General features: G+C 49.7%; 30 protein-coding genes, 3 tRNA genes and 1 pseudogene. 18 read left to right on the top strand and 16 right to left on the bottom strand.

The window, feature by feature from the left end; genetic code table 11:
- Positions 1-632 precede the first annotated feature (632 nt).
- The 3 genes from RTK01_RS08025 to RTK01_RS08015 all read left to right on the top strand — a co-directional run bounded on the left by RTK01_RS08025 (position 633) and on the right by RTK01_RS08015 (position 3474).
- Positions 633-1217 carry a hypothetical protein gene (locus RTK01_RS08025; protein WP_312280474.1) on the top strand — a complete coding sequence of 195 codons (585 nt, stop codon included), beginning with the start codon at positions 633-635 and terminating at the stop codon, positions 1215-1217.
- A gap of 972 nt (positions 1218-2189) precedes the next feature.
- Entirely contained in the window at positions 2190-2735 is a 546-nt protein-coding gene (locus tag RTK01_RS08020; RefSeq protein WP_312280473.1) for a hypothetical protein, read from the top strand.
- A 307-nt stretch (positions 2736-3042) separates the two neighbouring features.
- The gene (locus RTK01_RS08015) at positions 3043-3474 is read left to right on the top strand and encodes a hypothetical protein (RefSeq protein WP_312280472.1); all 432 of its coding nucleotides are present in this window, start codon (positions 3043-3045) and stop codon (positions 3472-3474) included.
- A gap of 336 nt (positions 3475-3810) precedes the next feature.
- On the opposite strand, the gene RTK01_RS08010 is transcribed toward RTK01_RS08015, so the two are convergent.
- Both RTK01_RS08010 and RTK01_RS08005 read right to left on the bottom strand, forming a co-directional pair.
- A protein-coding gene (locus RTK01_RS08010) for an IS5 family transposase (RefSeq protein ID WP_312280471.1) occupies positions 3811-4537 on the bottom strand; the annotation gives its coding sequence in 2 pieces (ribosomal slippage) (positions 3811-4168 and positions 4167-4537; 729 coding nt in all).
- Between the two features lie 848 nt (positions 4538-5385).
- Entirely contained in the window at positions 5386-6384 is a 999-nt protein-coding gene (locus RTK01_RS08005; protein ID WP_312280470.1) for a carbohydrate kinase, read from the bottom strand.
- A 499-nt stretch (positions 6385-6883) separates the two neighbouring features.
- On the opposite strand from RTK01_RS08005, the gene RTK01_RS08000 reads away from it, so the two are divergent.
- From RTK01_RS08000 to RTK01_RS07990, 3 genes are read left to right on the top strand one after another with little or no spacing between them, the layout of a single operon-like run.
- Positions 6884-7204, top strand: a complete 321-nt coding sequence (locus tag RTK01_RS08000) for an STAS domain-containing protein (RefSeq protein ID WP_312280469.1) — start codon at positions 6884-6886, stop codon at positions 7202-7204.
- On the top strand, positions 7201-7647 hold the full coding sequence (gene spoIIAB / locus RTK01_RS07995) for an anti-sigma F factor (protein ID WP_312280468.1): 447 nt from the start codon (positions 7201-7203) through the stop codon (positions 7645-7647). Before RTK01_RS08000 ends, spoIIAB begins: the two co-directional genes overlap by 4 nt.
- The gene (locus RTK01_RS07990; protein ID WP_294857295.1) at positions 7644-8369 is read left to right on the top strand and encodes a sigma-70 family RNA polymerase sigma factor; all 726 of its coding nucleotides are present in this window, start codon (positions 7644-7646) and stop codon (positions 8367-8369) included. The genes spoIIAB and RTK01_RS07990 overlap by 4 nt, the downstream gene beginning before the upstream one ends.
- A gap of 84 nt (positions 8370-8453) precedes the next feature.
- Here the strand turns inward: RTK01_RS07990 and RTK01_RS07985 are convergent, their stop codons facing one another.
- From RTK01_RS07985 to RTK01_RS07970, 4 genes are all read right to left on the bottom strand, one after another.
- The gene (locus RTK01_RS07985; protein ID WP_312280467.1) at positions 8454-9263 is read right to left on the bottom strand and encodes a TIGR03915 family putative DNA repair protein; all 810 of its coding nucleotides are present in this window, start codon (positions 9261-9263) and stop codon (positions 8454-8456) included.
- Between the two features lie 9 nt (positions 9264-9272).
- Complete coding sequence (locus tag RTK01_RS07980; protein ID WP_312280466.1) at positions 9273-10535, bottom strand: putative DNA modification/repair radical SAM protein; 1263 nt, start codon at positions 10533-10535, stop codon at positions 9273-9275.
- A gap of 7 nt (positions 10536-10542) precedes the next feature.
- Positions 10543-10665, bottom strand: a complete 123-nt coding sequence (locus tag RTK01_RS07975; RefSeq protein WP_294857291.1) for a hypothetical protein — start codon at positions 10663-10665, stop codon at positions 10543-10545.
- 157 nt (positions 10666-10822) lie between these two features.
- Positions 10823-11158 (bottom strand): arsenate reductase family protein, encoded by a 336-nt coding sequence (locus RTK01_RS07970; RefSeq protein ID WP_294857289.1) that lies wholly within the window; start codon positions 11156-11158, stop codon positions 10823-10825.
- Positions 11159-11207: 49 nt separating this feature from the next.
- On the opposite strand from RTK01_RS07970, the gene RTK01_RS07965 reads away from it, so the two are divergent.
- From RTK01_RS07965 to RTK01_RS07945, 5 genes are all read left to right on the top strand, one after another.
- Positions 11208-11927, top strand: a complete 720-nt coding sequence (locus RTK01_RS07965; protein WP_312280465.1) for an NAD-dependent protein deacylase — start codon at positions 11208-11210, stop codon at positions 11925-11927.
- A gap of 289 nt (positions 11928-12216) precedes the next feature.
- Positions 12217-13590: a citrate synthase gene (locus RTK01_RS07960; protein ID WP_312280464.1), complete on the top strand. Its 1374-nt coding sequence runs from the start codon at positions 12217-12219 to the stop codon at positions 13588-13590.
- 166 nt (positions 13591-13756) lie between these two features.
- Positions 13757-13842, top strand: a tRNA-Leu gene (locus tag RTK01_RS07955).
- Positions 13843-13893: 51 nt separating this feature from the next.
- A tRNA-Leu gene (locus tag RTK01_RS07950) sits at positions 13894-13980 on the top strand.
- Positions 13981-14054: 74 nt separating this feature from the next.
- A tRNA-Leu gene (locus RTK01_RS07945) sits at positions 14055-14141 on the top strand.
- A gap of 72 nt (positions 14142-14213) precedes the next feature.
- Here the strand turns inward: RTK01_RS07945 and RTK01_RS07940 are convergent.
- The 8 genes from RTK01_RS07940 to RTK01_RS07905 form a co-directional block, all read right to left on the bottom strand.
- Entirely contained in the window at positions 14214-15911 is a 1698-nt protein-coding gene (locus RTK01_RS07940) for a recombinase family protein (RefSeq protein ID WP_312280463.1), read from the bottom strand.
- A gap of 93 nt (positions 15912-16004) precedes the next feature.
- Positions 16005-16169, bottom strand: a complete 165-nt coding sequence (locus RTK01_RS07935; protein ID WP_312280462.1) for a hypothetical protein — start codon at positions 16167-16169, stop codon at positions 16005-16007.
- 113 nt (positions 16170-16282) lie between these two features.
- The gene (locus RTK01_RS07930) at positions 16283-16450 is read right to left on the bottom strand and encodes a hypothetical protein (RefSeq protein WP_312280461.1); all 168 of its coding nucleotides are present in this window, start codon (positions 16448-16450) and stop codon (positions 16283-16285) included.
- Positions 16451-16944: 494 nt separating this feature from the next.
- Positions 16945-17370, bottom strand: coding sequence for a sigma-70 family RNA polymerase sigma factor (locus tag RTK01_RS07925; protein WP_312280460.1), 426 nt, complete (start codon positions 17368-17370; stop codon positions 16945-16947).
- 308 nt (positions 17371-17678) lie between these two features.
- Positions 17679-18281 carry a helix-turn-helix transcriptional regulator gene (locus RTK01_RS07920; protein ID WP_312280459.1) on the bottom strand — a complete coding sequence of 201 codons (603 nt, stop codon included), beginning with the start codon at positions 18279-18281 and terminating at the stop codon, positions 17679-17681.
- A 329-nt stretch (positions 18282-18610) separates the two neighbouring features.
- Positions 18611-20032: a relaxase/mobilization nuclease domain-containing protein gene (locus RTK01_RS07915; protein WP_397352534.1), complete on the bottom strand. Its 1422-nt coding sequence runs from the start codon at positions 20030-20032 to the stop codon at positions 18611-18613.
- An 85-nt stretch (positions 20033-20117) separates the two neighbouring features.
- Positions 20118-20411, bottom strand: coding sequence for a CD1845 family protein (locus tag RTK01_RS07910; RefSeq protein ID WP_312280458.1), 294 nt, complete (start codon positions 20409-20411; stop codon positions 20118-20120).
- Positions 20412-20550: 139 nt separating this feature from the next.
- Positions 20551-21012, bottom strand: a complete 462-nt coding sequence (locus RTK01_RS07905) for an SLOG family protein (protein ID WP_312280457.1) — start codon at positions 21010-21012, stop codon at positions 20551-20553.
- Positions 21013-21144: 132 nt separating this feature from the next.
- Between RTK01_RS07905 and RTK01_RS07900 the strand changes: the two genes are divergently transcribed.
- Both RTK01_RS07900 and RTK01_RS07895 read left to right on the top strand, forming a co-directional pair.
- The gene (locus tag RTK01_RS07900; protein ID WP_312280456.1) at positions 21145-21360 is read left to right on the top strand and encodes a helix-turn-helix transcriptional regulator; all 216 of its coding nucleotides are present in this window, start codon (positions 21145-21147) and stop codon (positions 21358-21360) included.
- 38 nt (positions 21361-21398) lie between these two features.
- Positions 21399-21530: pseudogene (locus RTK01_RS07895) on the top strand (ATP-binding protein); the annotation flags it as partial.
- Between the two features lie 199 nt (positions 21531-21729).
- On the opposite strand, the gene RTK01_RS07890 reads toward RTK01_RS07895, so the two are convergent.
- Complete coding sequence (locus tag RTK01_RS07890; protein WP_312280455.1) at positions 21730-22752, bottom strand: recombinase family protein; 1023 nt, start codon at positions 22750-22752, stop codon at positions 21730-21732.
- Between the two features lie 110 nt (positions 22753-22862).
- Between RTK01_RS07890 and RTK01_RS07885 the strand changes: the two genes are divergently transcribed.
- Positions 22863-23063, top strand: coding sequence for a hypothetical protein (locus RTK01_RS07885; RefSeq protein WP_312280454.1), 201 nt, complete (start codon positions 22863-22865; stop codon positions 23061-23063).
- 206 nt (positions 23064-23269) lie between these two features.
- On the opposite strand, the gene RTK01_RS07880 is transcribed toward RTK01_RS07885, so the two are convergent.
- Entirely contained in the window at positions 23270-23626 is a 357-nt protein-coding gene (locus RTK01_RS07880) for a helix-turn-helix domain-containing protein (protein WP_312280453.1), read from the bottom strand.
- Between the two features lie 168 nt (positions 23627-23794).
- Between RTK01_RS07880 and RTK01_RS07875 the strand changes: the two genes are divergently transcribed.
- The 4 genes from RTK01_RS07875 to RTK01_RS07860 form a co-directional block, all read left to right on the top strand.
- On the top strand, positions 23795-23974 hold the full coding sequence (locus RTK01_RS07875; RefSeq protein ID WP_312280452.1) for a helix-turn-helix domain-containing protein: 180 nt from the start codon (positions 23795-23797) through the stop codon (positions 23972-23974).
- Complete coding sequence (locus RTK01_RS07870; protein WP_312280451.1) at positions 23971-24657, top strand: response regulator transcription factor; 687 nt, start codon at positions 23971-23973, stop codon at positions 24655-24657. The genes RTK01_RS07875 and RTK01_RS07870 overlap by 4 nt, the downstream gene beginning before the upstream one ends.
- On the top strand, positions 24644-25633 hold the full coding sequence (locus RTK01_RS07865; RefSeq protein WP_312280450.1) for a HAMP domain-containing sensor histidine kinase: 990 nt from the start codon (positions 24644-24646) through the stop codon (positions 25631-25633). The genes RTK01_RS07870 and RTK01_RS07865 overlap by 14 nt, the downstream gene beginning before the upstream one ends.
- An 82-nt stretch (positions 25634-25715) precedes the next feature.
- Positions 25716-26340: ABC transporter ATP-binding protein (locus tag RTK01_RS07860; RefSeq protein ID WP_312280449.1), on the top strand; the 625-nt coding region annotated here is incomplete at its 3' end.

The raw sequence follows: 26340 nt of genomic DNA, 5'->3' as shown, positions 1-26340 counted from the left end.
TCAATCTCCCTGAAAGACCGCAGATGTGGCCTTTCAGGGAGATTAGCGATAAAAATAATAAATCTTAAATGTATCCTTATTTTGACAATCAAGCGGACACGCCTGATTTGCCAACTTGAGTAAAGCCTGTGACGACGTATTCTGTCACCGCCACATTATTTCTGCCGCTGGAACAGTGGCAGACCGGCACTGCCGTTCGACGTGCGGTCCACGATAATGCCTATATAGGATTCGTTCCCCGTCAAGGCCAGATTGCCGGGAATAGTGTGTCTCTGACCTTTTCGTTATCCGGCAGTTTGGTTGCAGGCCCCTGGGAAACATATAACCGGCAAGCAGGGCAGACGTGGATACATCTGCCGTTTTTACGTTGCAAAAACGCTTGTTTGGGGAGTCTTTTTCAATCCGCTCTTAAAAAGTTTTCTATGCAGAACTTTTAAACTTGATTACTAATGACGGTAATCAGGCTTATGGTGAGTATTGCTTTCGTGCTGAGATGCGCCATGTAGTTATCTGTTTATTGCCCTCAAATAAATTTGTCCCGATCAAGAAGTCTACAAGCTTTCGTGACGTTAGCAAAGACGAAATTCAACAGAGAAACAGGTCACCATTTAATAGAATTTGGAGGGAAACTCATGAAAAAGCACCGTAGCTTATTATTACTTATAATTGTTGGCAGTCTTGCCGTTCTAGTACTGTTTAGTAAGACCGGAAATGCTGTTACCCGTAAGTGGAATATTTCCCACCTTGAGATGGAAAATGATTCTGGATATTGCGAAATCATCAGCTTTGAAGATGCTGTGTGCTTGAAAACTAAACTTAATAGTAGCAATAATGAGCTTGCTGAAAAAGAACTGCGAGACTTGGAAAGTGAAATTTTTAATTCAACTGGCAGCAATGTAAGCTATTATCAGTTTACAGGGGCGTTTACATTTCCAGAAATTAACGAAATAAAAGGCGAATTAACCACTCTCATTGTAGTTGTGGATCATCTAACCCCCTATATTTACGAAATCGATCAACCCATTACAGAAATTTCTTGTACACAGAGCAATGTGCGATGGACTCAAATGAGTTCATCTTCCAATATCGGCACAGATCAAACTTCTGCACGGCTGGCTGCTACAGGATATCTTACCGTATCGGACGGAGACGCCTCTGCACCAGATCGACTCTCAAATACGGTTTATCCGGTGTTTACTTTTTTGCTGGAAAATTGAAAAGGAATGATCCAAGCGTTAAAGCTAGAAAATCAAAAAGTGCAGCACATTGTTTTTTGAAATTGCAACTGTTGTTTTTTCCACTGTTGCCTTTTTCTGCTTTCCAGACACTAGGATTACAAAGGAACTCGGAACCAGCCATTTCGTACCACCGGGTCACAAGAGGCGCGGGCCAATGCAGTAATAATATAGGTTGCCAGAAAGCCGAAAATGAGATCGGACTTAATTTATGAGTATATCCTTTACAAATGAAAGAAAGAGGTATAGCATAATTAAGATAGGCGTTATGAAAATGAATTTCTACATGAGAAGCAATATATTTCTGCTGCGATATGGAAAAACAGGTGATAAATATCATAAAGTATGATAAAGCGGGTGTTGCTAAGTGAGTTACAAACATAGTTTTGAGTTACTATGGCTCGGACTTATTATGGGAGTTTTTGCAGGCTTCTTTTCATATCTGTTAGGAATTGCCTTAATCGTAATTGCAAGTATCCAAGCTGAGATTTTTTATCGTTGTCCCCATTGCAACTATTCACTTTTAAACATTCGAGGAATGATCCCAAATTGTTGTCCCCATTGCGGAGAAGATATATGATAATGGCGTGTTTATAATGAAAAATTTGGGGTGCACTCGGTCCACAAGTATACAAGTATGTCCGCACAGACGAACAGGCCGCCTGTTTCGTTGGGACCTGCTTACCGCTGCCTGCATATCAAATGAAGAATGCTTTTTCCAATATGAAATGCCTTACGCAATTATCATGGGATGCGGATGCATTGCAATAGGCATGTATGAAGGGAAAAAGAATAATCAGTGAATAAGGTTCCGTTTGCTGTGTAACAAGGCGCAAATCATTTAATTTGCGCCTTGTTACACAGGAAATGATGATGGGTTCTTGTTATAGATCATTATGACGCTGCATTTATTGGAGGCTCCTGCAAACTTCAGTAGTAGCTATGGAGGATACCGTGAAGAAAAGAACCGTAAAAAACACGGCAATCGTGGTGACCATAATACTTTTGTTCCTATCTTTGGTGCTTCTATTCCATGCTACCACAGATACCCTCGATCCATCGACAGAGAACCCGGCGGATTATCCCTCCGTTCTTCAATCCTTAAACGATCCGGGTACTTCCGCTCTGGCTCTTTTTCCCGATGAGATTCCGGAGTCCGCTGAGGAAATGTATTTTGCCTATGACTCTGACATGGGCGGCACATCTCTGTGCCTGAAGTACCAAACGGACCTTGACTCGGTTCAAGCCTACCAGCGCACGGCTGCTCAGAGGGCGGTTTGGTCCGGCTCCCCCACTCAGACGGATGCAAAATCCATGGGGGTCTATGCGGAATCCCTAGCTATATTCGACTATGCTGAAAACGGCTTTCCGTCCGATTTTACCGTCTATGTAATTTATCAAAAGCCTTATATGGAAAACAGCTGGAATCACGGCGAAATCAGTCTAGTCGGTGTCAGCGCTGATTCCGCTGAAGTGTTATTTGTGTTTGAGGATTGGTAAGGTGATCCGATAGCACTTATTGAAAGGATTTGGGCGCTTGGATTAGTACTTCTAAGCTTTCGGACTATATGGTTGACAATGGCTATGCCACTAAGGAAAGCTACTTGGATACAAATGCGGGAAATTTTGCAACCAAGCCTGGCGATTCTGTGTTGGTATTTATCAACAATAGCATTCACGTCTGTTACACTGCGCATAATCACAATAGGAAGGATATCGCGTTCACCAGTACTGAGCTGACCCCTACGTATTTATTTTATGCGATTAATAATTATTAAATAGTGCTCAAACGAGGGATGACGATGCTATGAAAACCAAGGTACTTATGTGTTTAATTCCGGGAATGCTGTGTATCTTTATAATGGGTGGCTGCACGACACGCCAAGGGCAGAATGGCCAATCAGCTACTATGGTTTCTTCTACGGCATCGACACAAACATCCTTGCCTAATTCGTCGGCAAGTGTGGATGTGGCATTGGAAGAAGCAGTGTCAGACGCAATAATCTCTCACAACAGGGGCAGCTTTAGGGGTGACGATAAGCAGATGTTTGCTACTGAGTACCATGAGATATTCAAGACTGTGGTGCAGGACAAATCTACTGAGGTATATTTGGTGGCCCTTTACGCCCAATACCAATTTGAGGAAGGCGAAGCTAAGCTAACGGGGAGCGGGAGCAACCCCTGTGTTATTACCTTCGTAAGCGCCGATGGTGTGTACAGCGTCACTGATTATTGGTAACCAGAAGATGGCGAAAATTATGAAAGCTCACTTCGCAGTAGATTCCCGGAAGACGTTCTGGAAAGTGGCACAGATTTGTCAGAGCCGAACCCAATGGAGATTTGCAATCAACATGCAATGGACTATTTTGAGGGTCAAGGTGCCGACTCGTCAAAACCTCGCGTCCAGTTGCCCTAAAAGAATACACGGGGACGGTTCCGCGAATGAACCAATTGATCAAAACTAGAAAGAGATACTCGCACGGTAAAATGTGCGGGTATCTCTTTTTTAAAACACCCTAGATAGTGTCGACAATAGTTAAGTCAAATCATTAGCCCAGATAGCAATGCAGCAAATTTAAACGGCGGCGACAAAAGAGGGGGTGTTTTTAGCGTAACGAGTAGCAATACCGCGCCATCGTTTCAATAACAGAAAAGCGTTTTCAACCAAATGACGAAGCTTGTAAAGATATGCGTCATATTCCCGCAGCTTTTTACAATTCTTTTTGGGCGGGATGACAATTTGCATACTTGCCGCTAAAGCTAATTTTATTAACTCGTTTGTGTCATAGCCACGGTCTGCAAACAAAGCATCCGCTGAAAATCCGGCAATCAGTTGCTGCGCATATCTGCAATCCGCTGTTGTACCCGCTGTAACAAAGAATCCGACCGGCATATCATTCGCAGCCACGGTTAAATGTACCTTGGAATTGAGCCTCCCTTGTCTTGCCTATATCTTGATTGCCGCCGACAGCGCCTGTCCCGTGGGGGTGCACTCTAATGTGGCTGGCATCAATTATAAGCCATTCTAAATAAGGTTCATCAATCAGGGTTTCCACAATGTTTTCCCAAATGCCTTTGTCGCGCCAGCGGCAAAATCGACGCTGCACGGTATTCCAGTTACCATAGTCGGGCGGCAAGTCGCGCCACGGTGCTCGGGTACGTAATACCCAAAACACTGCGCTAATAAACAGACGGGTGTCACGAGCATTACCGCCCCAACTCCCTTTGTTTCCGATGGTATAGGGCTCGATCAGCTTCCATACCGCATCTGAAATATCGTGTCGATGATATGCTGCCACCATAGAGAAACCTCTTTACTTAATTTTTCTATTATGACACATATTTATTGTCGACACTATCTAAATCGGACTTGCTCTTTCGGGCATTTTTTCATCCGAAGAATTTCGGATTATTTCTACTCAATATAACATGAAAAAACAACCCATATAAAAGATCAGAAAAAATATTGCCGTTTTCTGTTTTACAGACACTAGTATTACAAAGGAACTCAAAACCGACGATCCCACGCCACCGGGAGCACGAAAGAAGCGATCCCATGCAGTAATATTACATAGGCTGACAGAAAGACGAAAATAAAACGGATTCTGATTCATGGGCATATCCTTTACAAATCTATTGCGCAGGGGCAAAGCTGGAATTCTGCTTTTCTTTGTCTAACGGTTTAGTTGCAGGCCTTAAAAAGTACGTAAATCGCAAGCAAAGTAAGCGTAGACACACTTGCTTTGGCCATTTTGGAGAAAATTTTCCAGAGTTCTCTCATTCCGTTGCCCCGCCTCTCTCCATAAAACTGCTGATTTTGCGGGGCTCCTGTTTCCAGGCAGGTTCGCATTATGCCTTATGATGCGGCCCCGTCACGAATGATCCTGTGCCTAATTTTCCGACCCATTGGCCAGGCTGAGCAGGTAGTCAATGTTTGTTTTTTCGTCGCTGCCTCCCGCGTTTTCTGCAGAGTGGCGCGGTAATCCGTACAGAGAGTTTTTACCAGCTTCTTCTCCTGATTCAGATGCAAGAAAGCACACGATTTTTTAAAATCGTGTGCTTTCTTTATGCGCTTAGTTGTGAAAAGTTTTGCTAGGAAGACGGCGCGTAAGCCGCCGCGTCCGCACGTTCTTTCACGCGGTGTTGTTGTTTACTTCATGTCATTATCCCGCGTCCGGCGACCATTTTCTGCCGTTTGCATACGGAGCAGAACGTCCTCCCGGTGGGGCATAGCGGGCATGGCGCCCCGTTTTTCCACGCAAAGGGAGGCCACGGCGTTTCCGAAACGGGCAAAGGATTGAAAATCCTGAAAGGTGATCTGTTCCAGCGATTTTCCGCTCTCTGAAACGCGGGTCAGGAAACCGCCCCAAAAGGAATCGCCCGCCCCGGTGGTATCCACGGCCCGGGTGGGAAAGCCGGGGACCATAACGCTCCCCTCTTTTGCGGCAACCAGTGCGCCTTGGTTGCCGATGGTCACCACCACGCAGCGAAGCCCTTGCCGCACAAGCTTCTCCGCCCCTTCCCGGGGATCGGAGCAATCTGTCAGATATTCCACCTCGTCGTCGGAAACCTTTAAAAGGTGCACAAGAGGCAGAGGAATGCGCATTTGCTCCATGGCGGCGTCTCTGCTTGTCCACAGCAATGGGCGATAGTTTGGGTCGTAAGCAATGATTGCTCCGGACCTGCGGGCTAGAAGCACGGCCTCCATCGTGGCGCTGCGGGCGGGCTCATCCGTCAATGAGAGGGAGCCAAAATGCAGGATGTCACTGTGGGAAATCAACTCGCGGTCCAGCTCCTCGGGAGAAAGCTGCACGTCCGCGCCCGGCTTTCGGGCAAAAGAGAAACTGCGCTCTCCACTCTCGGAAAGCTCTACAAACGCCAGCGTGGTGAAGTAGCGCCCGTCCACCAAAAGGGCGTGGATATCGATACCGGTCTTTTGCAGCGTGTCCGCAAGAAACCGGCCTTGAATATCGTCGCCAACCTTACCGATGAAAGCAGTCCTGCGGCCCAGCTTTGCGGCGCAGGCCAGAACATTTGCCGGTGCGCCGCCGGGATTTTGCTCAAATACCGCCATGCCGGCGTCAGAATCCGGCAGAGGAGTATAGTCAATCAGAATTTCTCCCAGTGCTGTGATCTGTGTGTTTTCCATCCGTCTCTCCCATTTTTCAAACGGGGCGGAAACCTGCGTCCCGTGGAAAGTAAAACGTTTACGCGATTTGTCTTATCTTATCAGCTTTTTGCACAAAAAGCAAGAGAGAAAACCGGGGAGGAGGGAAGACGGTTTCTGATTGGTTCAATGAAAATCGCGATGAGAGGCGAAAGGTAGGGAAACTAATCGCTTGAAAAACGGGCCTGGTTTCCATAATAAAATATTTATGGAAACCAAAAGGTTTTCGACAGAAAAGAAAATTTGAGTCATGGTATGATCGCCGCAGGGACATGCATGACGGGTCTTTTCAGGCGTTTACAAAGAAGCCGGGCCGCAGGCGGGTGCCCCTGGGAGGGCGACAACCTTAGAAAGCGGCTGCTGCCTTTTGGGAGTTTGGCTGCGGCTGAATTGAAAAAAGACCTGATGTAGGTAAGCGGCAACCCCAATGCCGCGCTCAATTTCCGGAATTGATATAGCTAATGCAAAGGAGACTTGGGAGATGGATATCAAAATGCAGACCGCAGACCGCAACTTACTGCTGGAGCTTAGCGGGGAGTTGGACCACCATGCCGCGAAAAACGCCATCCGGGATCTGGAACTGGCGGTGGACGCGGCGCTTCCCCGCAGGCTTTTGCTGGATTTCGGCGGCGTGACCTTCATGGATAGCTCCGGCATTGCGCTGCTGCTGCGGGCAAAGCGGTGCATGGACGCGCTGGACGGAAGCATGCAGGTCTGCCATGTGCCGCCCCAGGCGAAGCGCGTGATGGACGCCGCCGGAATCGGACGGCTGATTCACATAAAACAGGAGGGAACGGTATGAGGAAGAGCGTGAATTACATCCGGCTGGAGTTTCCCAGCCGCAGCAGCAACGAGGGCTTTGCACGAATGGCGGCGGCCTGCTTCGCCTCGCAGATGGACCCCACGCTGAACGAGGTGGAGGATATTAAGACGGCGGTCAGCGAGGCGGTGACCAACGCCATCGTCCATGCCTATCCTGACTCTATCGGAAAAGTAAGTCTGAAGGCTAAAATCTGCGAAGGCAATATCCTGGAAATCTCAATTAAGGACGCCGGAAAGGGAATTTCCAATATTGATAAGGCACGCCAGCCAATGTTTACCACCGGCGGTGAGGAGCGCAGCGGCATGGGCTTCACCATTATGGAGAGCTTTATGGATGCGTTGACCGTTCACTCCACGCCGGGGAGGGGAACCACGGTGACCATGCGGAAGAAAATAGCCAGCCGGGCCAACGGACAGCGATGAGCGCTCAGGCGACGCTGGACCTGCTCCGGGCGGCGCAGGAGGGTGACCAGCGGGCCTGCGAGCAGATTGTGGAGGAGAACAGCGGCCTGATTTGGAGCATCGTCCGGCGATATTATGGCCGGGGCGTGGAGGTAGACGATCTCTATCAACTGGGGTGCCTTGGCTTTTTAAAAGCGGTGCAAGGCTTTGACTTTACTTATGGAACCTGCTTTTCTACATATGCCGTGCCAAAAATCGCGGGGGAGATCCGCCGCTTTCTCCGGGATGACGGGGCCATCAAAGTGGGGCGGACCATCAGGGAGCGAGCGGCGCTGTTGTACGGCGTTCGGGAGCGGTTGCGCTTTGAATTGGGAAGGGAGCCGGTACTCTCAGAGCTGTCGGAGAGTACGGGGTTGACTCCGGAAGAAATTGCCCGGACGGAATTGGCCACGGATCTGCCGGATTCTCTTCAACGGGAGACGGAAGACGGCCTTGCGCTGGAGGGAATGCTGGGAACTGAGGCACCGGAGGACGGAATTGTTGAGCGTCTTGCGGTGCGGCAGGCGGTGGAGGCGCTGCCTGAAAAAGAGCGGATGACCATTCTCCTGCGCTATTTCCGAGGCTTTACTCAGGAGCAGACTGCCAGAATCCTTAAGGTGTCGCAGGTTCAGATTTCCCGGCTGGAACGGCGGGGACTGGAGCGGTTGCGGCGAGCCTTTGAGCCGTGGCGCCCGGAAAGATAAAACTATTTATGGAAACGGACAAACCGTTTCAATCAAAAGCCGCGGAAGCACACGAGAGGTGCTTCTGCGGCTTTGTTGCACGCCTCAGACGGGCGGCAGCCCCGGCCCGCGGTGTTCCAGCTCCAGCCGGGGATTCTGCCCGGCAATGAAATAGTCCTCGTCCTGAAATTCGGTCATGGTGCCCCAGTAGCGCTTTGGCATGTGGGTCTGGCGGCAGCGGGGATTTTCGCGCTCCTTGATGGCAACGGTATCGTAAAACCGCTTCCATAGCCGCCGGAAGGCGGCTTCTGTCTCGTCCGGTGCAGCCGCCTCGAACCGTTCCAGCGGAGCAATGACAGCCTTTCCGCGGGCATAAAACAGCGCCTCACGATGAGTGCGGTCGTAAAGAAAAAATCGCTCATTGGGAAAACGGCTGCAAAAATGGGAGCGGAGCAGCGGAAGCACGCGGTTTTTCGGTTCAATTTCCCCGCCTAAAATTCCAGAGTACTCCGAAAAGCGGACAAAGCCCCGCAGAAGCTGGGCCTCCCCCTCCAGATGGCGCACCGCCTTCAGAACGGGCAGCAACGTTTCGTCCGCCAGATTCCGGAGAAAACCCGGCCCCTCCCGAAGCAGCTTGGCGGTTAAACGGTAGAGATACATCTCCCGATGCGCAAGGCAGGAGAGAAAACCGCGCCGCAGCAGGATAACTGCCTCGCTGGAGAGAAGCGCCGTCTTACGCAGGACACGGTCCGCGTGGCTTTTGTCTGTTTCGATGCGCCGGGTCTGAAACAGAGTGGGGCAGGCATCTTCCTCCGGTGTGATGTCCGACGGAAGTTCCCGATTGGCGTAGCTTTCAAAAATGCAACAGAGAAAGCCCTCAAAGCTTCCGTCGTAAAGATAGATGACCTCCATCATATACCCCTTTCATGCGCCGAACAGGGAAAGCTGCTCCATCCGGGCGCCGGGAAGGCCGGGCTGTTCCGCTGCAATCAGATTACGGAGCAGGCTCTCCGGCGTAAACCGAAGTCCCTCAGGCATCTGCCCCCGGCAGGTGAGGAAATACTGTGCCCGCTTCATCACCACGCCCAGCTTTCGCAGGTCCTCCGTTCGCAGAGTTCCCGCTCTGCGGGAAACCAGAATGCGCTTGGCGGAGACGACACCGACCCCCGGAACCCGGAGCAGCGATTCATAGTCCGCCGTGTTTACTTCCACAGGAAAAAACTCCAGATGGGCCAGTGCCCAACTGCACTTGGGGTCCACCAGCGGGTTGAAGTCCGGCGTTCCCTCGTCCAGAAGTTCCTCCGCACGAAACCCGTAAAACCGAAGGAGCCAGTCCGCCTGATAGAGCCGGTGTTCCCGCAGAAGAGGGGGCTTTGTGTCCCGGGAGGGGAGAAGCGTGTGCGCAACCACTGGAACGTATGCCGAGAAAAAGACCCGCTTGAGGCGGTAGCGGTCATACAGTCCCTGCGTCAGGCGCAAAATCCGCAGGTCAGAATCCGCCGTGGCACCCACGATCAGTTGTGTGCTTTGCCCTGCTGGGGCAAATTTCGGCGCATGGCGATATTTGACCAGTTCTTCCTTACATTGAACGCCACGGGTTTGAATCTGCCGCATGGGCGCGAGAATCGCGCTCTTCGTTTTGTCGGGGGCAAGAGACTTCAGTCCTGCCTCCGACGGCAGTTCAATGTTAACGGACAGTCGGTCCGCCAAGAGGCCCAGCCGCTCCACCAGCTCCGGCGCGGCCCCAGGAATGGCCTTGGCATGAATATAACCGTTAAACCGGTAAGTCTCTCGCAAAATTTGCAATGCGCGGATCATCAGTTCCATCGTGTGGTCGGGATTGCGCAAAACACCGGAGGAAAGGAAAAGCCCTTCAATATAGTTTCGCCGGTAAAATCCAATGGTCAGCTCCGCAAGCTCCTCCGGAGTAAACGAGGCCCGGGGCGTGTCGTTGCTGCGCCGGTTGACGCAGTATTTGCAGTCGTATGCGCACTGGTTGCTCAGCAATACCTTCAGCAGCGTGACGCACCGCCCGTCCGCCGAAAAGGAATGACAGCAGCCCATGGCGGACGTGGAGGTGTTGCCGATGAAGCCATCCTTATATCCCCGCCGCGCACCGGAGGAGGTGCAGGCCGCGTCGTATTTCGCCGCGTCGGAGAGGATGGTCAGTTTTTCAAGCAGTTCCATGGCATGCTTAGCGCGTTTCCGCGCGCCGGAGGGACCGGGAAGGACGTTCGATGGCGTCAATCACGCGAAAGAGCAGATGCGTCAAGAATCCCGTACCCACAAAAATCAAAAACAGGGTGTATCCGGTCATATAAAAGCCTCCTTTGGAACTTTTGTTCTAATTTAAAACGATTATAACTAGAACGAATGTTTTTGTCAAGAGAAAAAACAGAACAAAGGTACGAAAAATTTTGGATACAAAAACTCTGCGAAGAAAAGAAAAAGCCCCGCCACAAGGCGGGGCGGGGTTATTCCCATGTTTCCCAGATTTCCGGATGGTAGCCCACGGTGGCGTCCTTTCCGTTGCGGACGATGGGAGTTTGAAACAGCTCCGGGTTTTCAAGAAGCTTTGCCTCCTGCGCATCCGGCGTGATATAGGGCATGAAGAGGGCTTCATAAGCCCGGCATTTGGTGTTGACCAGTGCCTCGTAGCCAACTTTTTGCTTGACGGACTGGTACTCTCTGGGGGATAATCCTTTGGAGACAACATCAATGTACTGATACTTAATGCGGCGCTCTTTAAACCACCGCTCGGCCTTTCTGCTGTCAAAGGACTTGGAGGAGCCAAAGATCTGAATATTCATGGAAGTTCTCCTTATTATAAATAAGAATTGACGCGGACGGAGGCGTTTTATGACAGAAAGCGCAAAGAGACTAAAGGCCTTGGTGGACGGCAGCGACAACATCGTTTTTTTCGGAGGCGCGGGGGTTTCCACAGAGTCGGGTATCCCTGATTTTCGCAGCGAGGACGGGCTGTACCGCCAGCAATATGATTACCTGCCGGAAACTATTTTAAGCCATACCTTTTACGAAAGCAAGCCGGAAGAATTTTTTCGATTCTACCGGGCAAAGCTTCTCGCCCCCGACGCGAAGCCCAACGCTGCACATCGTAAGCTGGCGGAGCTTGAAAAGCAGGGGAAGCTGAAAGCGGTGATCACCCAAAATATTGATGGACTTCATCAGGCAGCGGGAAGCCGCACAGTGCTGGAGCTACACGGCAGCGTTCTGCGAAATTACTGCGAAAGCTGCGGAAAAGCTTATGAGTTTGCCTTTATGCGCAACTCTCGGGGCGTTCCCCATTGCGCGGTCTGCGGCGGGCGGGTGAAGCCGGACGTTGTGCTCTATGAAGAGGGGCTGGACATGGATACGATGGAACGGGCGGCCCGCTATATTGCCGAGGCGGACATGCTGATCATCGGGGGCACATCCCTGAACGTGTACCCGGCGGCGGGTCTGATCCGGTGGTATCAGGGGCGCAAGCTGGTAATCATCAACAAATCCCCCGTGGCGGCGGACTTGTCTGCCGACCTTGTGATTAACGATTCCATCGGAGAGACGCTTGACCAGATATGAAAATGGGTCAATTTGCAGGCGAACCTGTCAGATTGCCGAAAGAATGAATAAAACAATTAGTCAGACTGCAATATTTGGAGAAATAGCCGATAAAAAACCAATGAAATTCATTGAAAATGAAATTGCTGTATGATATGATTGCATTATATCGCGGGCATGAAACGTCGCTGCGGTATATGATGTATATTGGGAACGGTTTGCTTTGCGGACAGATAATCCTGTATGCGCGGCGCTGGAGCGCCGCGGTGAGGACGTTGGCTGTCTGTGAGGCGACAAAGGAGGCGGCGGAATGATCTGGTCGGAAAAAGGGGAGAACGTCTACTCCCAGATTACACCCAAGATTCGGGCTCTGGAGGAGCAGTGGGAGAAGAAAAACTACATAGATCCCGGACTGTACCGAAAGTACAACGTGCGCAGGGGCCTGCGGGACGAGAACGGCCAGGGTGTGCTGACGGGACTGACCCGCGTGGGTGAAATTCAGTCGTACTCCGTGGATCAGGGCGGAAAGCTTCTGCCGGAGGACGGTGTGCTGTATTACCGTGGCATTGACTGCCGGGAGCTTGTCCGGGGGTCAGAGGGGCGCAGGCTGGCCTTTGAGGAGTCGGCGTATCTGCTGCTGTTTGGCGAGCTGCCCACTGAGGTCCAGCTACGGGATTTCTGCGTTCAGCTTGCCACTTATCGGACGTTGCCCAGCAACTTTCTGCGGGACGTGATTTTAAAAGCCCCGCCGCAGGATTTGATGAACAGCATGCAGCGCGCGGTGCTGACGCTGTTTTGCTATGACGATCAGCCCAACGACATCAGTCTTGGGAATGTGCTGCGCCAGAGCTTGCAGATGGTTGCCATTATGCCGCTGCTGGCCATTTACGCCTATCAGGCCTATCGGTTTAACAAGGGGGAGGGCCTGTTTATCCACGAGCCAAGGCCCGAGCTGTCCACGGCGGAGAACTTTCTCAGGATGCTGCGTCAAGACGGGCGTTATACAGACTTAGAAGCCCGGGTGCTGGATGTGGCTCTGGTACTTCACGCCGACAACGGCGGAGGCAACAACTCCACCTTTACCAACCACGTGGTCACCTCCTCAGGAACGGATACTTATTCTGCCATCGCGGCCTCCATGGCGGCCCTGAAAGGCCCGCGCCACGGCGGGGCCAATAGCAAGGTGATGGAGATGATGGCGGACATCAAGTCTCATGTGCGAAACTGGAATGACGACGGGGAACTTGAAAATTATCTGGAGCGTATTTTGAACGGAGAGGTTTTTGACGGGAGGGGACTGCTGTACGGATTGGGCCACGCGGTCTATACCCGGACGGACCCCCGGTGCGAGGTGTTCCGGGATTATGTGAAGACCCTTTCCACGGAGAAGGAACGGGGGGAGGAGCTGGACCTCTACGAGCGGGTGGAGCGGCTGGGAAAAGGCTTGCTATCCATGCGGCGGGGGAAGGACGCTATCTCCACCAATATTGATTTTTACAGCGGGTTTGTATTTGAGATGTTGGGCCTGCCCAAGGAGCTGTATACACCACTATTTGCGGTGGCCCGCATTTCCGGCTGGAGCGCCCATCGGATGGAGGAGCTTTCCGGCGGCGGAAAGCTGATCCGTCCGCGATATGAGTGCGTGGAAGAGCACAGGGCATATACGCCCGCGGCGGAGCGCTGAGCCCTACAAGGGAAAGTGGACATACGCGCCGGAGGAGCGGAAAGCCGCCCTCCGGCGCGGCTGCAGCAGAGGAAAACAAAATATTTGCCGAAAAGGGAAATTTGAGGTTGACATTTTTCAAGCTTCTGGCTATAATAATCAAGCAGTCTTTTTTTGGCATGGATTCGCGGCTGTGCTGGAACTGGTAGACAGGCCAGCTTGAGGTGCTGGTGTCCAATCGACGTGTGGGTTCAAATCCCGTCAGCCGCACCATTCCCCTCTCCGCTAACGCGGGGAGTGGAGACTGCAATTTCAGATGAATATGCGCGAGTGGTGGAATTGGCAGACTCGCTAGATTCAGGTTCTAGTGTCCGCAAGGACGTGCGGGTTCAAGTCCCGCCTCGCGCACCAATATCTGTCTGAGGACGGAAGTCTTCAGACAGATATTTCTGAATTTTTTTGTTTTCTTAAAATTTAATAAATGCGCGCGAGTGGTGGAATTGGCAGACTCGCTAGATTCAGGTTCTAGTGTCCGCAAGGACGTGCGGGTTCAAGTCCCGCCTCGCGCACCATGTCGAATGTTCATAACGACACTGAACATTCGGAAGATAGGAGTAATCGAAAGATTGCTCCTATTTTCTTTTTTAACCAGCTTTGCGGGTGATGTATTCAACCGCTACCCCCTGTCTGGTGTCAAGTGTGACGCTGGCGGGCAGGGCGGCAACCTCCGGCGTGTCAAGGATGCCGATAAAGTTATAGTAGATGTCGAGCTGCTGGGTGCGGCCTTTTCCTACGCCCTCGGCCTGATGAACAACGATTTTTTCTACCAGCTCGTTTAGGATGGTCGGTGTCAATTCCTCAATGTTGGTGTACTTCTTGACCGTCCGTAAAAAGGTGGCTGCGCTGTCCTTGCTCCGTTGCTCCTCGTCAATCGCCGCTTGCACAGCGGCGATTTTCTTTTTAAGGGCAAGCTGCTCATCGTCACACCGCTTGGTAATCATCATGTACCGCTCGTCGGAGAGCTTGCCGCTGGCGTTGTCCTCGTAGGTCTTGGAGAACAGGGCATCCAGTTCGTTACTTCGGGCCAACATGGCCCGAAGCTCCTGTTCCCGGCGTTTGCTTTCCTTGACAGCCTCCTGCATGAACTTGGACATTAGCAGTTTTACAAAGTCCTCTTCCTTGTCCTGCAAAAAGGCGGTCATACGGCGCAGTTCCAAAAGCATCACCTGTTCCAGCGCATCGGCCCGGATATAGTGGGTGTCGTTGCAAGTTCCCCGGTTGCCCCGGTAGTTGGAGCAGTTGAAGTATTGGATTTCTGTATGCGGGTGGTTGACATTGAAATGCAGTTTTCGCCCGCAGCCAGCGCAGTACAGCAGCCCCGAAAACATATTTTTGTCCACTTTCTTGGGTTGCCTCCGCTTGTTGCCCTGTCGGGTGCGCTGCACCATTTCCCACGTTTGGCGGTCTATGATTGGCTCGTGAACATCCTCGAAAATGAGTTGGTTTTCCTCGGGGTTTTCAAACCGCCGCTTGTCTTTAAAGGACTTGGAAAAGGTCTTAAAGTTCACCACATCGCCCATATACTCCCGGGCGTTGAGAATTTTGTTGATGGTGGTCTTACACCAATAGTAGGGGCTGTCCTTGTATGCGCCGCCCTTTTTCCCACTTCTGCGAATACCCTTGCTCCTCCAATACTCGGTAGGGGTTAGGATTTTCTGCTTTTCCAGATGGTCGGCAATTCGGTATTCGCTCACGCCGTCGATACACAGCTTGTAGATGTACCGTACCACTTGGGCGGCCTCCTCGTCCACAATCCAGTACCGGGGGTTCTCCGGGTCTTTGGTGTACCCATACGGTGGCTTGGAGAGAGGAACGCCAGCATTGCCACGCAAGCGGTGGGCGCTGCGGATTTTGCGAGATATGTCTCGGGCGTACCACTCGTTCATTATGTTGCGGAACGGCGCAAACTCGTTGTCTCCCTCGGCGCTGTCCACGCCGTCATTGACAGCGATAAACCGAATATCGTGTTCGGGAAAAAACTTGTCTGTGAACATTTCCACTTGCAAATAGTCTCGGCCCAGCCGTGACATATCCTTGACCATTACAGCCCCGATATATCCGGCCTCGATAGCCTCCACCATTTCCGTAAAACCGGGGCGGTTGAAGTTCGTGCCTGTGTATCCATCATCCACAAAATACTTTGTGTTGCTAAAACCGTACTCCTTGGCGTACTTGGCAAGGAGCTTTTTCTGATTGGAAATACTGTTGCTATCTCCCTGCACATCATCGTCACGGGAAAGGCGGCAGTAAAGAGCTGTTACAATGTTTGACTGACTGTTCATAAATCCTCCTTTCCGGCAGTCAAACAGACAAATATTGTACTTATATTATACCTTATCTGACCGCTGATGTTAAGGATGTCAAGACTGCAAAGTTTACGGCTGAGGCGGGGTCTGCTCCTTGTCCGAAAAGATTAAACGCAGGATTTTGCTTTCCAGCGTATGCTTGTTGGCGTGTTCCTCATGGACAGGAACAACGGTGTATTTTGTGCCGCCGACTTGGTATTCCGGCGGGGTGAAAGGAATGACTTTCTGTTCCATGTGGTGGCCTCCTCGCAAAATAAGATTTTTATTTGTCCGATTCCCGATTGTCTCATAGGGAAGCGACAAAGGGCAGCACTCTTGCGGGTGCTGCCCTTTGTCGCTGCTCTGGATTAGTAGTAGCTGTTTTGGTAATGCTCCTCGGCCTCGTCAATGCTTTTCACATCAAAGAGCCAGTGAAGTTCATCCATCACACGCTTGATGTCCTCGGGCTTAAAGTCGAGGTTTTCCATCGCCAAAATGACATAGCCCCGGCAAGCACTATTTTTCCATTGCTCCATCGTGAAAACCCTCGTCTTTTGATAAAGAGACTTCGGGCCACATTGGTCCGAAGTTCCTTTCTGTCGGGATGGCCGCACCGCTCCGTTTCGGCCTGTCATAAGACAATCAATTTACGGTGCGGCCTGGCCCTTTATCTAAAACTGCAACGTGTCGGCGGGCTTGGCAGCCCTCATGGGAATTTCACCCCGGCCCATACTTGTGGGTGCGCCGTGCAATGCGGTGAGGCGTTCAACACGGAAGTCTCATTATCCAATGCAGACCATATGGGCCGCCCCGCCTTGGGTGGCTCCCGGCTGTCGGTGGTGTCCGCTCCCTCTTTGATAGCTGATAAGATAAGCACATCCTTTCCCGCTACAAAAAGATTATGGCGCACCCGCCGCACGGTAATTGCATTGTAAGGTTTCCGGCACGTTGGTATGAAGTTGTCAAAGTACATTGAGGAGAAATACTCCTCTCAATAACCGTGACAAAAAAGGAGGCATTGTTAGGGCCGTCAGCAAAACTTTTTCAAAAAAGTTTCCATGTTTCGTAAGCCCCGCTCAATGCTCTCAACCACGCTGGCGGTTGACACACCCTCCGCCTTGGCAATTTCCGTTTTACCAATGCCGAGTATGTAATGGGCATAGATGCGTTTGCCCTGTTTGTCGGGTAGATCTGCAATAGCGGCGTGAAGCTGCTGGGCGGTCAGCTTGCGCTCATAGATTTCATCGGGAGAATAGGAAATAAACTGAATGGCGTTTTCTATTCCGTCCGCACGGTCAAGGGAGTATTGCGCTTTATAGCGGTACATTTTTCGAGCATAGGCGGCCTCCCGGCGCTCATGCTCCACGAATACACTTAGCACCTCCTCTGGAATGTCAATGATACAGTCGGCTTTATAAAAATCGGGGTACAAGTCCCGCAGGTTGATTTTTGGCATGATGATACCTCCGTTTCGGTTTTGGGGATTGACCGAAACGGAGTTGGTGGAGATCGACAGCGGGGCCGGACTTCGGGACAACTTGGCCCGAAGTGGGTTGCAAGTCTGCTGTTAGCTGATTACATCAAGCCACTATGTTTCCATAGTGCCCCAGCTCTTGAAGTTGAAAAAAGGATAAAATTAAACACGGCGATACCTCCTTAGTACCGCCGTGTCCTTACTTTAGAGCGCACTTATCACGCCCGCCGTTAGGCTACTGTATTTTGTGTAGGCATATAACTACTCTGCCCCAAAACAACGGTTTTTTTTTACCGCTGGGTGGTGTCAATTTGCTTTTTTGTGAAAGTGCGGTGCATATATTGGGGGTTTATTTTCAAAATATATAGTAGACAAACCGCCATAATAAGTATGCAACCCCAAAATTGCAAGTTTGCATAAGATGCAAAGACTGTCATAATGGCCTGTATGGAGCAATAAAGCAATTCGATTTTGATATTTTTTTTGCGTTGCACAATATCTTTTTCATACATTAGATTGCCAGACATCCATAAGGAACATAACAAAAGCAAAATGATTAGCCATACACCGCTCCTTTCACCCTCTGGAGAAATGTATTTGCTTTGCGCAAATAGATTGAGTATGGTCGCTTGAGCAGCAATGGCAAGCCATGTCAAATTTGACCTCAAAATCAAGTTGGGTTTTCTTTTTCCTTTGACATCGTTTGCAATCAATTCATCTAAAGAAAGATGATACAATACAGATAACGCCATTAAATTTTCGGAGCTGGGGGCAGATTGGTCAGCCTCCCATTTTGTTACAGCTTGTCTACTCACACCTAAACATTCGGCCACCTTTTCTTGTGACAGTCCGCTCTTTTTTCGTTGTTGCTTTAATCTCTCACCGAGTGTCATATTATCACCTCTTGAATAAATTGTAGCTTGGTTTGGACTGCGTTTCTACCAACTATACGGCAACTATCAGTTGCAACTACCTTTTTTGATATAAATGTTATTATATCGTTTGTGATTTTGTTAATCAAGGATGTTAAAACGATGCGTAATATAGCTGTGCTTAACGCTCGTTTTATGATGTACCGCTAAACGGCAAGCAGGGCAACTGTGGCCACAGTTGCGATTTTTTGCGAAAATCTGCTTGTTGGGGCCAGCCCCAAACCCGGTATCACTTCGGGCCAAATTGGCCCGAAGTTGTGGCGTCGCTTTGCTCCTTTTACGTCCATACGCTACCGCTCCTGTTCCTTGCTTTTCTCCTGCTGGGGCGCACCCAGCAGAGCGTCAATATTTGCTTTGACCGTCAAGACCTCCTGCATGGTAGACCGGGCCGCCCGGTACTCCTTGTAGGCGGCCTTTTTCTTCGCGGAAAGCTCCTGCCACTCGGCTTTCAGTTTGTCCATCTTGGGCAGCTTTGCACCGCCAAGCAAAGCGTCAAATTGCGCCGTGGCCGCCCGGTAAAGGGCAATTTCGCCCTCATGCTCGGCTAAAAACTTGCGGCTGTATTTGCTGGCCTTGTACTGCTCAAAGACTGGGCGGGCCTTGGCGTACTCCACGATTGCCCTCTTTAGGGCGGCGTTGGTTTTCATATCCGTTTCAAGTTGCTGCATCTGCCCGGACAGGGTGTGAAACCGCTCCGAGGCGGTGGCGGCCTTGGCCTCCAATTCCTCGTAGGAGAGCAGACCGTTTTCCTGTAAGTATTGGAGAGCGGCGGCCATCTGCTTGAGATTGTAGACCTTGGCCCACCGCTCATAGCCAGCACCCTTGCCGGCTTTCAAGCGGGCCTGTATGTCGATAATAAGATTGACCTTTCGGGTGGGCGGGGCGTGCCGCTGTGCGGATCGCCCGCCCCCGGCAAGCTGGGCCTTAATGTCCTCGGGGCCGTACCCCTCGCCCAGCGTGGAGGAGCGCAAGCGGGTAAACCGTTCTTGGCCCTCGGTGCGAAAGCTGATAGCTCCGCCCCGGCCCTCCTTGACCTCATAGCCCGCCGCCTCCATCAGAGCGAGAAAAGCGGGGAAATCGGCGGGCTGCTGGGCGATAGCGTTATCTATCTGCAAGCACAGTTTTTCTTGAAAGGTGAGAGGCTTGCCGTTGGCCGCCTCCCGCCACTCCCCATAGTGCCGATGCCGCCCCTTGCTGTGCTGCTTGGGGTTGCGGATAATCGACAGCCCATTTTCCAAACACACCCGGTCAGAGAGCCGCCGCAGGGCAAAGGCCGAGCCGAGGAAATCACGAAACTTGCGGGTGCAATCCAGCGAGGTTGAGTTGTAGTAAATATGATTGTGGATGTGCTGGCGGTCTGTGTGGGTTGCTACAAAAAAGGCGTGGCGGCCTTTCGTCCAGCGCATGGCCGTTTCGTAGCCGATACGGTTGGCCTCCTCGGACGAAATCTCGCCGGGGGCAAAGGCTTGGCGTATCTGATAGCAAAGTATATCCGCATCCTTTTTCTGCTCCCGCCCGGTGATGGCCTTGTACTTAGCCTTGCTCAAAAGAAACTCGGCATCGCAGGTCTGCTGGTCGCACTCGTAGGCGGTAATCAGTTCGCCGTTTTGGGTCTTGTCCGGGTTTTGGCCATAGTCGAAACGGTCAGCCATCGACTGCGCTATGGTCTGCCCTTTGCTGATGTGGTGGGTCTTGAAATAGGTTGCGGCGATAGGCACACCCCCTTTCTATGAAAACAGGCGGCCTTGCAAGCCGCCTGTTTTATGTTGCTCCACTTCGGGCCAAATTGGCCCGAAGTCACGGCGTTGTGATGAAACGGCGCAGCGAGTAATCGAGGTTAACCAGCTTTTCCACCGCCCACCCGGCCACGGCGGGCAGCCCCAAAGGGGAGCAGAGGAAAGCAATAAACAGTAAGATGCCGCCATTGACAAACTGCTTATCCAAAAAAACCAGCAGAGCCAGCAAAACAATTAGGCCACTCACAATATCCAACAGCCATTCACCGACCCCGCACAGGAACGCCAGCACAGGCGTACCGATTGCCAAAACCACCACCAGAGGAGCCGCCAAAATCTTAAATATCAGTCTCATAAATACCCCCACTTTCTTGTTGTCCAGACGCTACTTTTACCATCTACCTATATTTTACCATGTAGAAAATTCGACAACAAGGATGTGGAGACTGCACCGTTCTTGTCCTCACACTTCGGGCCAAATTGGCCCGAAGTTGCTATATCCGTATCTCTCGGACCTCTCGCTCCATCGTGTGAGCATAGCGCATGGTGGAAAGTGTGCCGCCCTTATCCCGGCCATCGTATACGGCAATCACCCGGCTGGACAGAGCCACCATATAGCGGTTGCGGTTCATAAAACAATCTTGGCTGTATTCCTCCTGCTGTACCTTGATGCCGTTGCAACCCTCCAAGCATTTACGGAAAAGTGGGTCAGTTGATTTCAACCGATTGTTGTACGGAATGGCCGCCTCCAAAAACAGGTCGGGGTGCTGGGCCTTTTGCTCAAGCACCAGCTCGGCAAAGAGCAAATCTACCCCCTCGGCAAAACCGGAAATAAACATGGTAAAGCCATCGGCAATGGCCTTTTCGATTTCCTCTTTCAGTTTTGATTTTACATAATCCACCTTATCGGCGGGGATGTCTCGATGTCCTGTGACGCAACACGCTTTTTCGCTCATAATCATTCCTCCTACATCTTTTTCTTTACATTGTTAATCCTAACACATAGGCAATATTGCCTATCACACTCACCATCTATTATAGGCAATAATGGAGATATGTAAAGAGTGTAAAGGAGGGAACGCAAGAAAATGATTTCTTATGCTCCGCTATGGGAGACAATGAAAAAGAAAAACGCCTCAACCTATACGTTACAGGTCAAAGGCGAAATTAGCAGCTCCACCATTCGCAGATTGAAAGCCAATCAGTCAGTATCGACCAACACGCTGGAGGCGCTTTGCAAAATATTGGACTGTGATTTAGAGGATGTTATTGCGTATGAGCCGGATAAAGACACGTTATCATAAGAAACTTAAAGAGTGTATTAAACAGTAGGAGGAAAAACATGTCAGAATTAAAAATGGTTATTCATAAAATTAAGGGAATAAATCACGGCGTTATAGATGTGCCAATAGAAAACGGAATTTTTTGTTTTGTAGGAAATAATGGTGTGGGTAAAAGTACAATTATGTCTTGTTTGGCACAACTCATTTCGAGACATAATCTTGGGTTGCTAAGGGAAGAAGATTATTCTGACGAATCTTTTGTTGAGTTTTATGTGGATGGAATAGTTGATCACTGGTCTTGCAAAGACAATTTTTGGGTAGCCGACAATTTCCCCAAAACCATAAAATACAATGGAACGTCAGAGGGTAGCCTGTTTTATGGAATGAGATTTAAGGACTCACGAGAAGTAGATAATTTAATGCGTGAGGGGAAGATTTCCGCTCATGATTTAGCTGATGCTGATGATTATGTAGAACAACAGTTAGGGGGTATTTTGCATAATACCTGCTTTTCATAACTTGGTGCACCGTATCCCATACTTCCTGCGTAATAATCGGCTCATGGGTGTTGTCTACCACAATCCAGTCTTGCTCCGGAACATCTACAATGCTCTTATCAAAAAATCCCTTTGTCTTACGCCGACCGAACACTACCTTGCCGAGATACACAGGATTGTTCATGATGGAGCGGACAGAAGTGGCATGCCAGTCAAAGGGCTTTCGCCAATATTCACTCTGGAAATAGTCCGGATTATTCTGATTAAAATAGGCCTGCGGGTTGAGAATTCGTTTCTCCCGCAGGATTTTTGTTATCCGAACATAGCCTACCCCCTCGGCAAACAGCTGGAAAATCTGCCGCACGATATCGGCAGCAACCGGATCAATAATCAGTTTGTGACGGTCATCTGGATTCTTGATATACCCAAAAGGAGCATGGCTCCCCAAGTACATACCAGTCTTGGCTCTTGCCCGATGTGCTGCTTTCGTCTTGGTGGAACACTGCCGGGCATAATAGGAATTCACTACATTTGTGAAGGGGAACACAAGGTTATCCGTTCCATTTGCAGTGTCAATATTCTCACTGACAGCAATGAAACGAACACCTTTTTGCTCAAAGTAATGCTCGATGTAAAGACCCATCTGTGCGTACTCTCTACCGAACCGGGAGAGGTCTTTCACCACCACAATGTTGATTTTACTCTCTTCAATATCTTCCATCATCCTCTGGAACTGAGGCCGGTCGAAGTTTGTCCCTGACCATCCGTCATCACAGTAATAATCAGAGATAATAAAATGGTGGTCGTTACAGTACTGCGTGAGCAGTGTTTTTTGTGTTTGAATGCTGCCGCTCTCGCCAGTCTGTCCATCATCTTGGCTGAGGCGGCAGTAGATTGCTGTGTTTGTCTGTGCCATAGCCGCACCTCCTTTAGCACGACAGGATACCATCAATCTTTCTTGATAGCTATACCATTATCCACTAAAGATTCGGACGGAATCTCGACCTCTTGGGATGCTTCACAGGAATGGGTGATGAGATTTCCAACCTTATCAAAAATGGTGCTTTCTCCCTTGAAAAAGCTAAAGGTAACATATTGCACGCCGTTGATGGTTTTGGAATGAACACTGAAATCTCCGTTGCAAAGAAATGGCATGTTCTCGCTCCTTTCACGACAGTATGCAAAAACAGAGGAAAGAAAATGGCTGTGTATCGGCACTTTCTTTAAATCTGGCATAACAATTTGCGCTATCACTTAAAAAGTTATGCTACTTTCAAATCCCCCAACGGCTTTGCCGGTGGGCGTTTCCGGGAGTTATGCTGCCAAAGCAGCATAACTCCTTTAACCTGCACAATATTCGACCCTACTTTTTCAGGCTAAAATACAGCTATTCTTTCTTCTCTGTTTTAATAAATTGTTGTTCTGACAGGTTACTATTCTTCTTGTTTACTCCTATCCGTTTGTAAGACAGGGGATGTGCCATCATGACCTGTGGGGGTATCTGTTTCGCAGACAACCAAATCAGTAAGCTCATAGGAATTATTGATTTGCCTGCCGTCTCTGAAGTTTTTGGTGACCACAGTCAGCCCTGCATCGGAAAGCTGCTTAATGGCTTTGCTGACAGAGCTGACTGCAATTCCACAGGCTGACGCGATGATTTGTTTGCTTGGGTAGCAGCCACTTTTTTTATTTCTGCATTTGCAAAGATAGCAATAGACGTAAAATGCAATTGGTGACATCTTATACTCAAAAACCTGATTCTGTACGATAAAAAAATTTCCTCGCTTCATCTTGATGAACACCCCTTTCTAACGAGAGAGAAGGCATAAAAATGCCCCTCACTTCTATTAAGGAAAAAGTGAGAGACTATACAACCGATAAAGTTAAGATTTTCTATCTTGATTTAATTCGTTCAGACGAATACACTATACACATATTCTTTGAAAGGATTCGATGATATGGAATATATGACTGTGCGGGAAGCTGCTAAAAAATGGAATATTACAGAGCGATGGGTTCAGAAACTCTGTGAAGAAAATAGAATTAAAGGTGTTGTTCGGTTCAGCAAGGTATGGATGATTCCTAAAGGGGCAGTCAAGCCTATTGATGGGCGGAGAAAGGATGGCGAACCTAGATGAAACAAATATTTTTAGTTGAGGATGATAAGGCAATTGCGAAGAATCTTGTGCTGCTGCTCCGTTCGGAGGGCTTTACAGTAATCCACGCCTCTACACATGGGGAAGCTCTTGCCGCGCTTGCAGGAAATAAATTTGCCTTGGCGCTGATTGATATTTCTTTACCCGATGGAAATGGTTTTACGATTTTTACAGAAATCAAAGGAAGAATGGATATCCCTGTAATTTTTCTGACCGCCTCCGGTGACGAGGCTAGCGTGGTGACCGGTCTGAATATGGGTGCGGATGACTATATCACAAAGCCTTTTCGTCCACGTGAATTGATTGCACGAATCAGAGCCGCTCTGCGCAAGAGTGGAATCTCTCCATCGGCCCTTGAAATCTCTGGACTTCATGTGGATATGGCAAGCGGTGTTGTGAAAAAGAATGGCAGCGAGGTCTTTCTTTCTGCTTTAGAATACCGGTTACTCTTGGTGTTTATTAACAATCCGAAAAGTATTATCACAAGGAGTAAGTTGCTTGACGAATTGTGGGATGCGGCGGGCGAGTTTGTAAATGACAATACGTTGACTGTCTACATCAAACGCTTACGAGAGAAAATTGAGCACGACGCAGCAACCCCGAAAATCATTCTAACCGTTCGCGGGACAGGCTATCGATTGGGGGATGGACATGTTTCGGAATAGGGAGATACGGAAATTTGCTGTGGTGTTTGCAGCAATTGCTATCACATTTGCCGCAGTAGGCTTTGTCATTCAACCAGCTGCCGGAATTCTTGTTTTTGCCTCTGCCGCTGCCTTCGGCACGGTATTTTATGTTTTCACGAAAGCAAGATATCAAAGCATTGCGCAGCTATCAGAACAAATTGATCTTGTGCTGCATAATGCCGACCATCTGTTCATTGGTGAAGCAAGCGAAGGCGAGCTTTCCATTTTACAAAGCGAGATCACAAAAATGACCCTACGTATTCGGGAGCAAAACGATGCGCTGAAAAGGGAAAAGAAACATCTTTCCGAGTCGATGGCTGACATCGCCCATCAGCTGCGTACTCCTCTCACATCGGTAAACCTAATTTTATCTCTATTGGAAAACAATGCGGATGAGAAGGAACGGAAAGCAATGATCCGAGAAACAAAGGAACTGTTTGTACAGATGGATTGGCTGCTTACTTCTCTTTTAAAGCTATCCCGCTTGGATGCGGGCATTGTAGTGTTTCAGAGAGAGAAAATTGATGTGCATACTTTGATCAGCAGTGCAGTTCATCCGTTCTTGATTTCCATGGAGCTGCACAACATCGCTTTGCAAATGGATGTGCCGAAAGGAATGTTCATTCAGGGCGATGACCGCTGGCTTTCGGAAGCCATTCAAAACATTTTTAAAAACTGCATGGAAAGCGCAGGAGATGACGGAAAGATTACGATTGCATGTGAAGATAATCCACTGTTTACCGAGATTATGATTCATGACAGCGGAGCCGGCTTTGCAAAGGAGGATTTGCCCTGCCTGTTTGACCGGTTCTATCGCGGGAAACGCGCAGGGGCTACCGGATACGGGATTGGACTTGCTCTCTGCAAAACAATTATTGCAAGGCAGGGCGGCACAATCACTGCCAAAAACCACCCGCAAGGCGGTGCTGTATTTACGATTCGTTTTGCTAAATGACGGATCTCTCACCAAAAAGTCACCGGGATGTCAGTTAAAAGTTCTACGATATGGGTGAACCACGAGAAAGGAGACTCATACAATGGAGTTTTTAAAAATTGAAAATTTATGCAAGGTCTACGGCAAGGGTGACAATCAGATCACAGCGTTAGACCATGTTACTCTTACAATTGAAAAAGGCGATTTTACTGCAATCATTGGTTCTTCCGGCTCCGGTAAATCCACCTTGCTTCACGCCATTGCAGGTGTTGATGTGCCCACGAGTGGAAAAATCTATTTGGACGGGCAGGATGTATATGCGGGGGGCAACGAAAAGCTTGCCATTTTCCGCAGACGGCAGGTGGGGTTGATTTATCAATTTCATAACCTAATCCCCACTTTAAATGTGGTGGAAAACATCACTTTACCCATTCTGATGGACAAGCGAAAAATCAACGCAGAACGGCTGAATGACCTGCTCGAATTGCTCGGGCTACAGGAACGCAAAACTCATCTGCCCAATCAGCTTTCTGGTGGTCAACAACAGCGTGTTGCAATCGGACGCGCTTTAATGAACGCCCCGGCAGTCATGCTGGCCGATGAACCGACCGGCAGTCTGGACAGCCGTAACGGTCAGGAAATCATCAAGCTACTCAAAGAAAGTAATAAAAAATATGGACAAACCCTGCTTCTTGTCACTCACGATGAAAATATCGCCTTGCAGGCAG

Origin of the sequence: Oscillibacter sp. (assembly GCF_031978065.1) — a bacterium.
GTDB lineage: Bacteria > Bacillota > Clostridia > Oscillospirales > Oscillospiraceae > Oscillibacter.
This window is presented reverse-complemented; position numbering and strand designations above follow the sequence as displayed.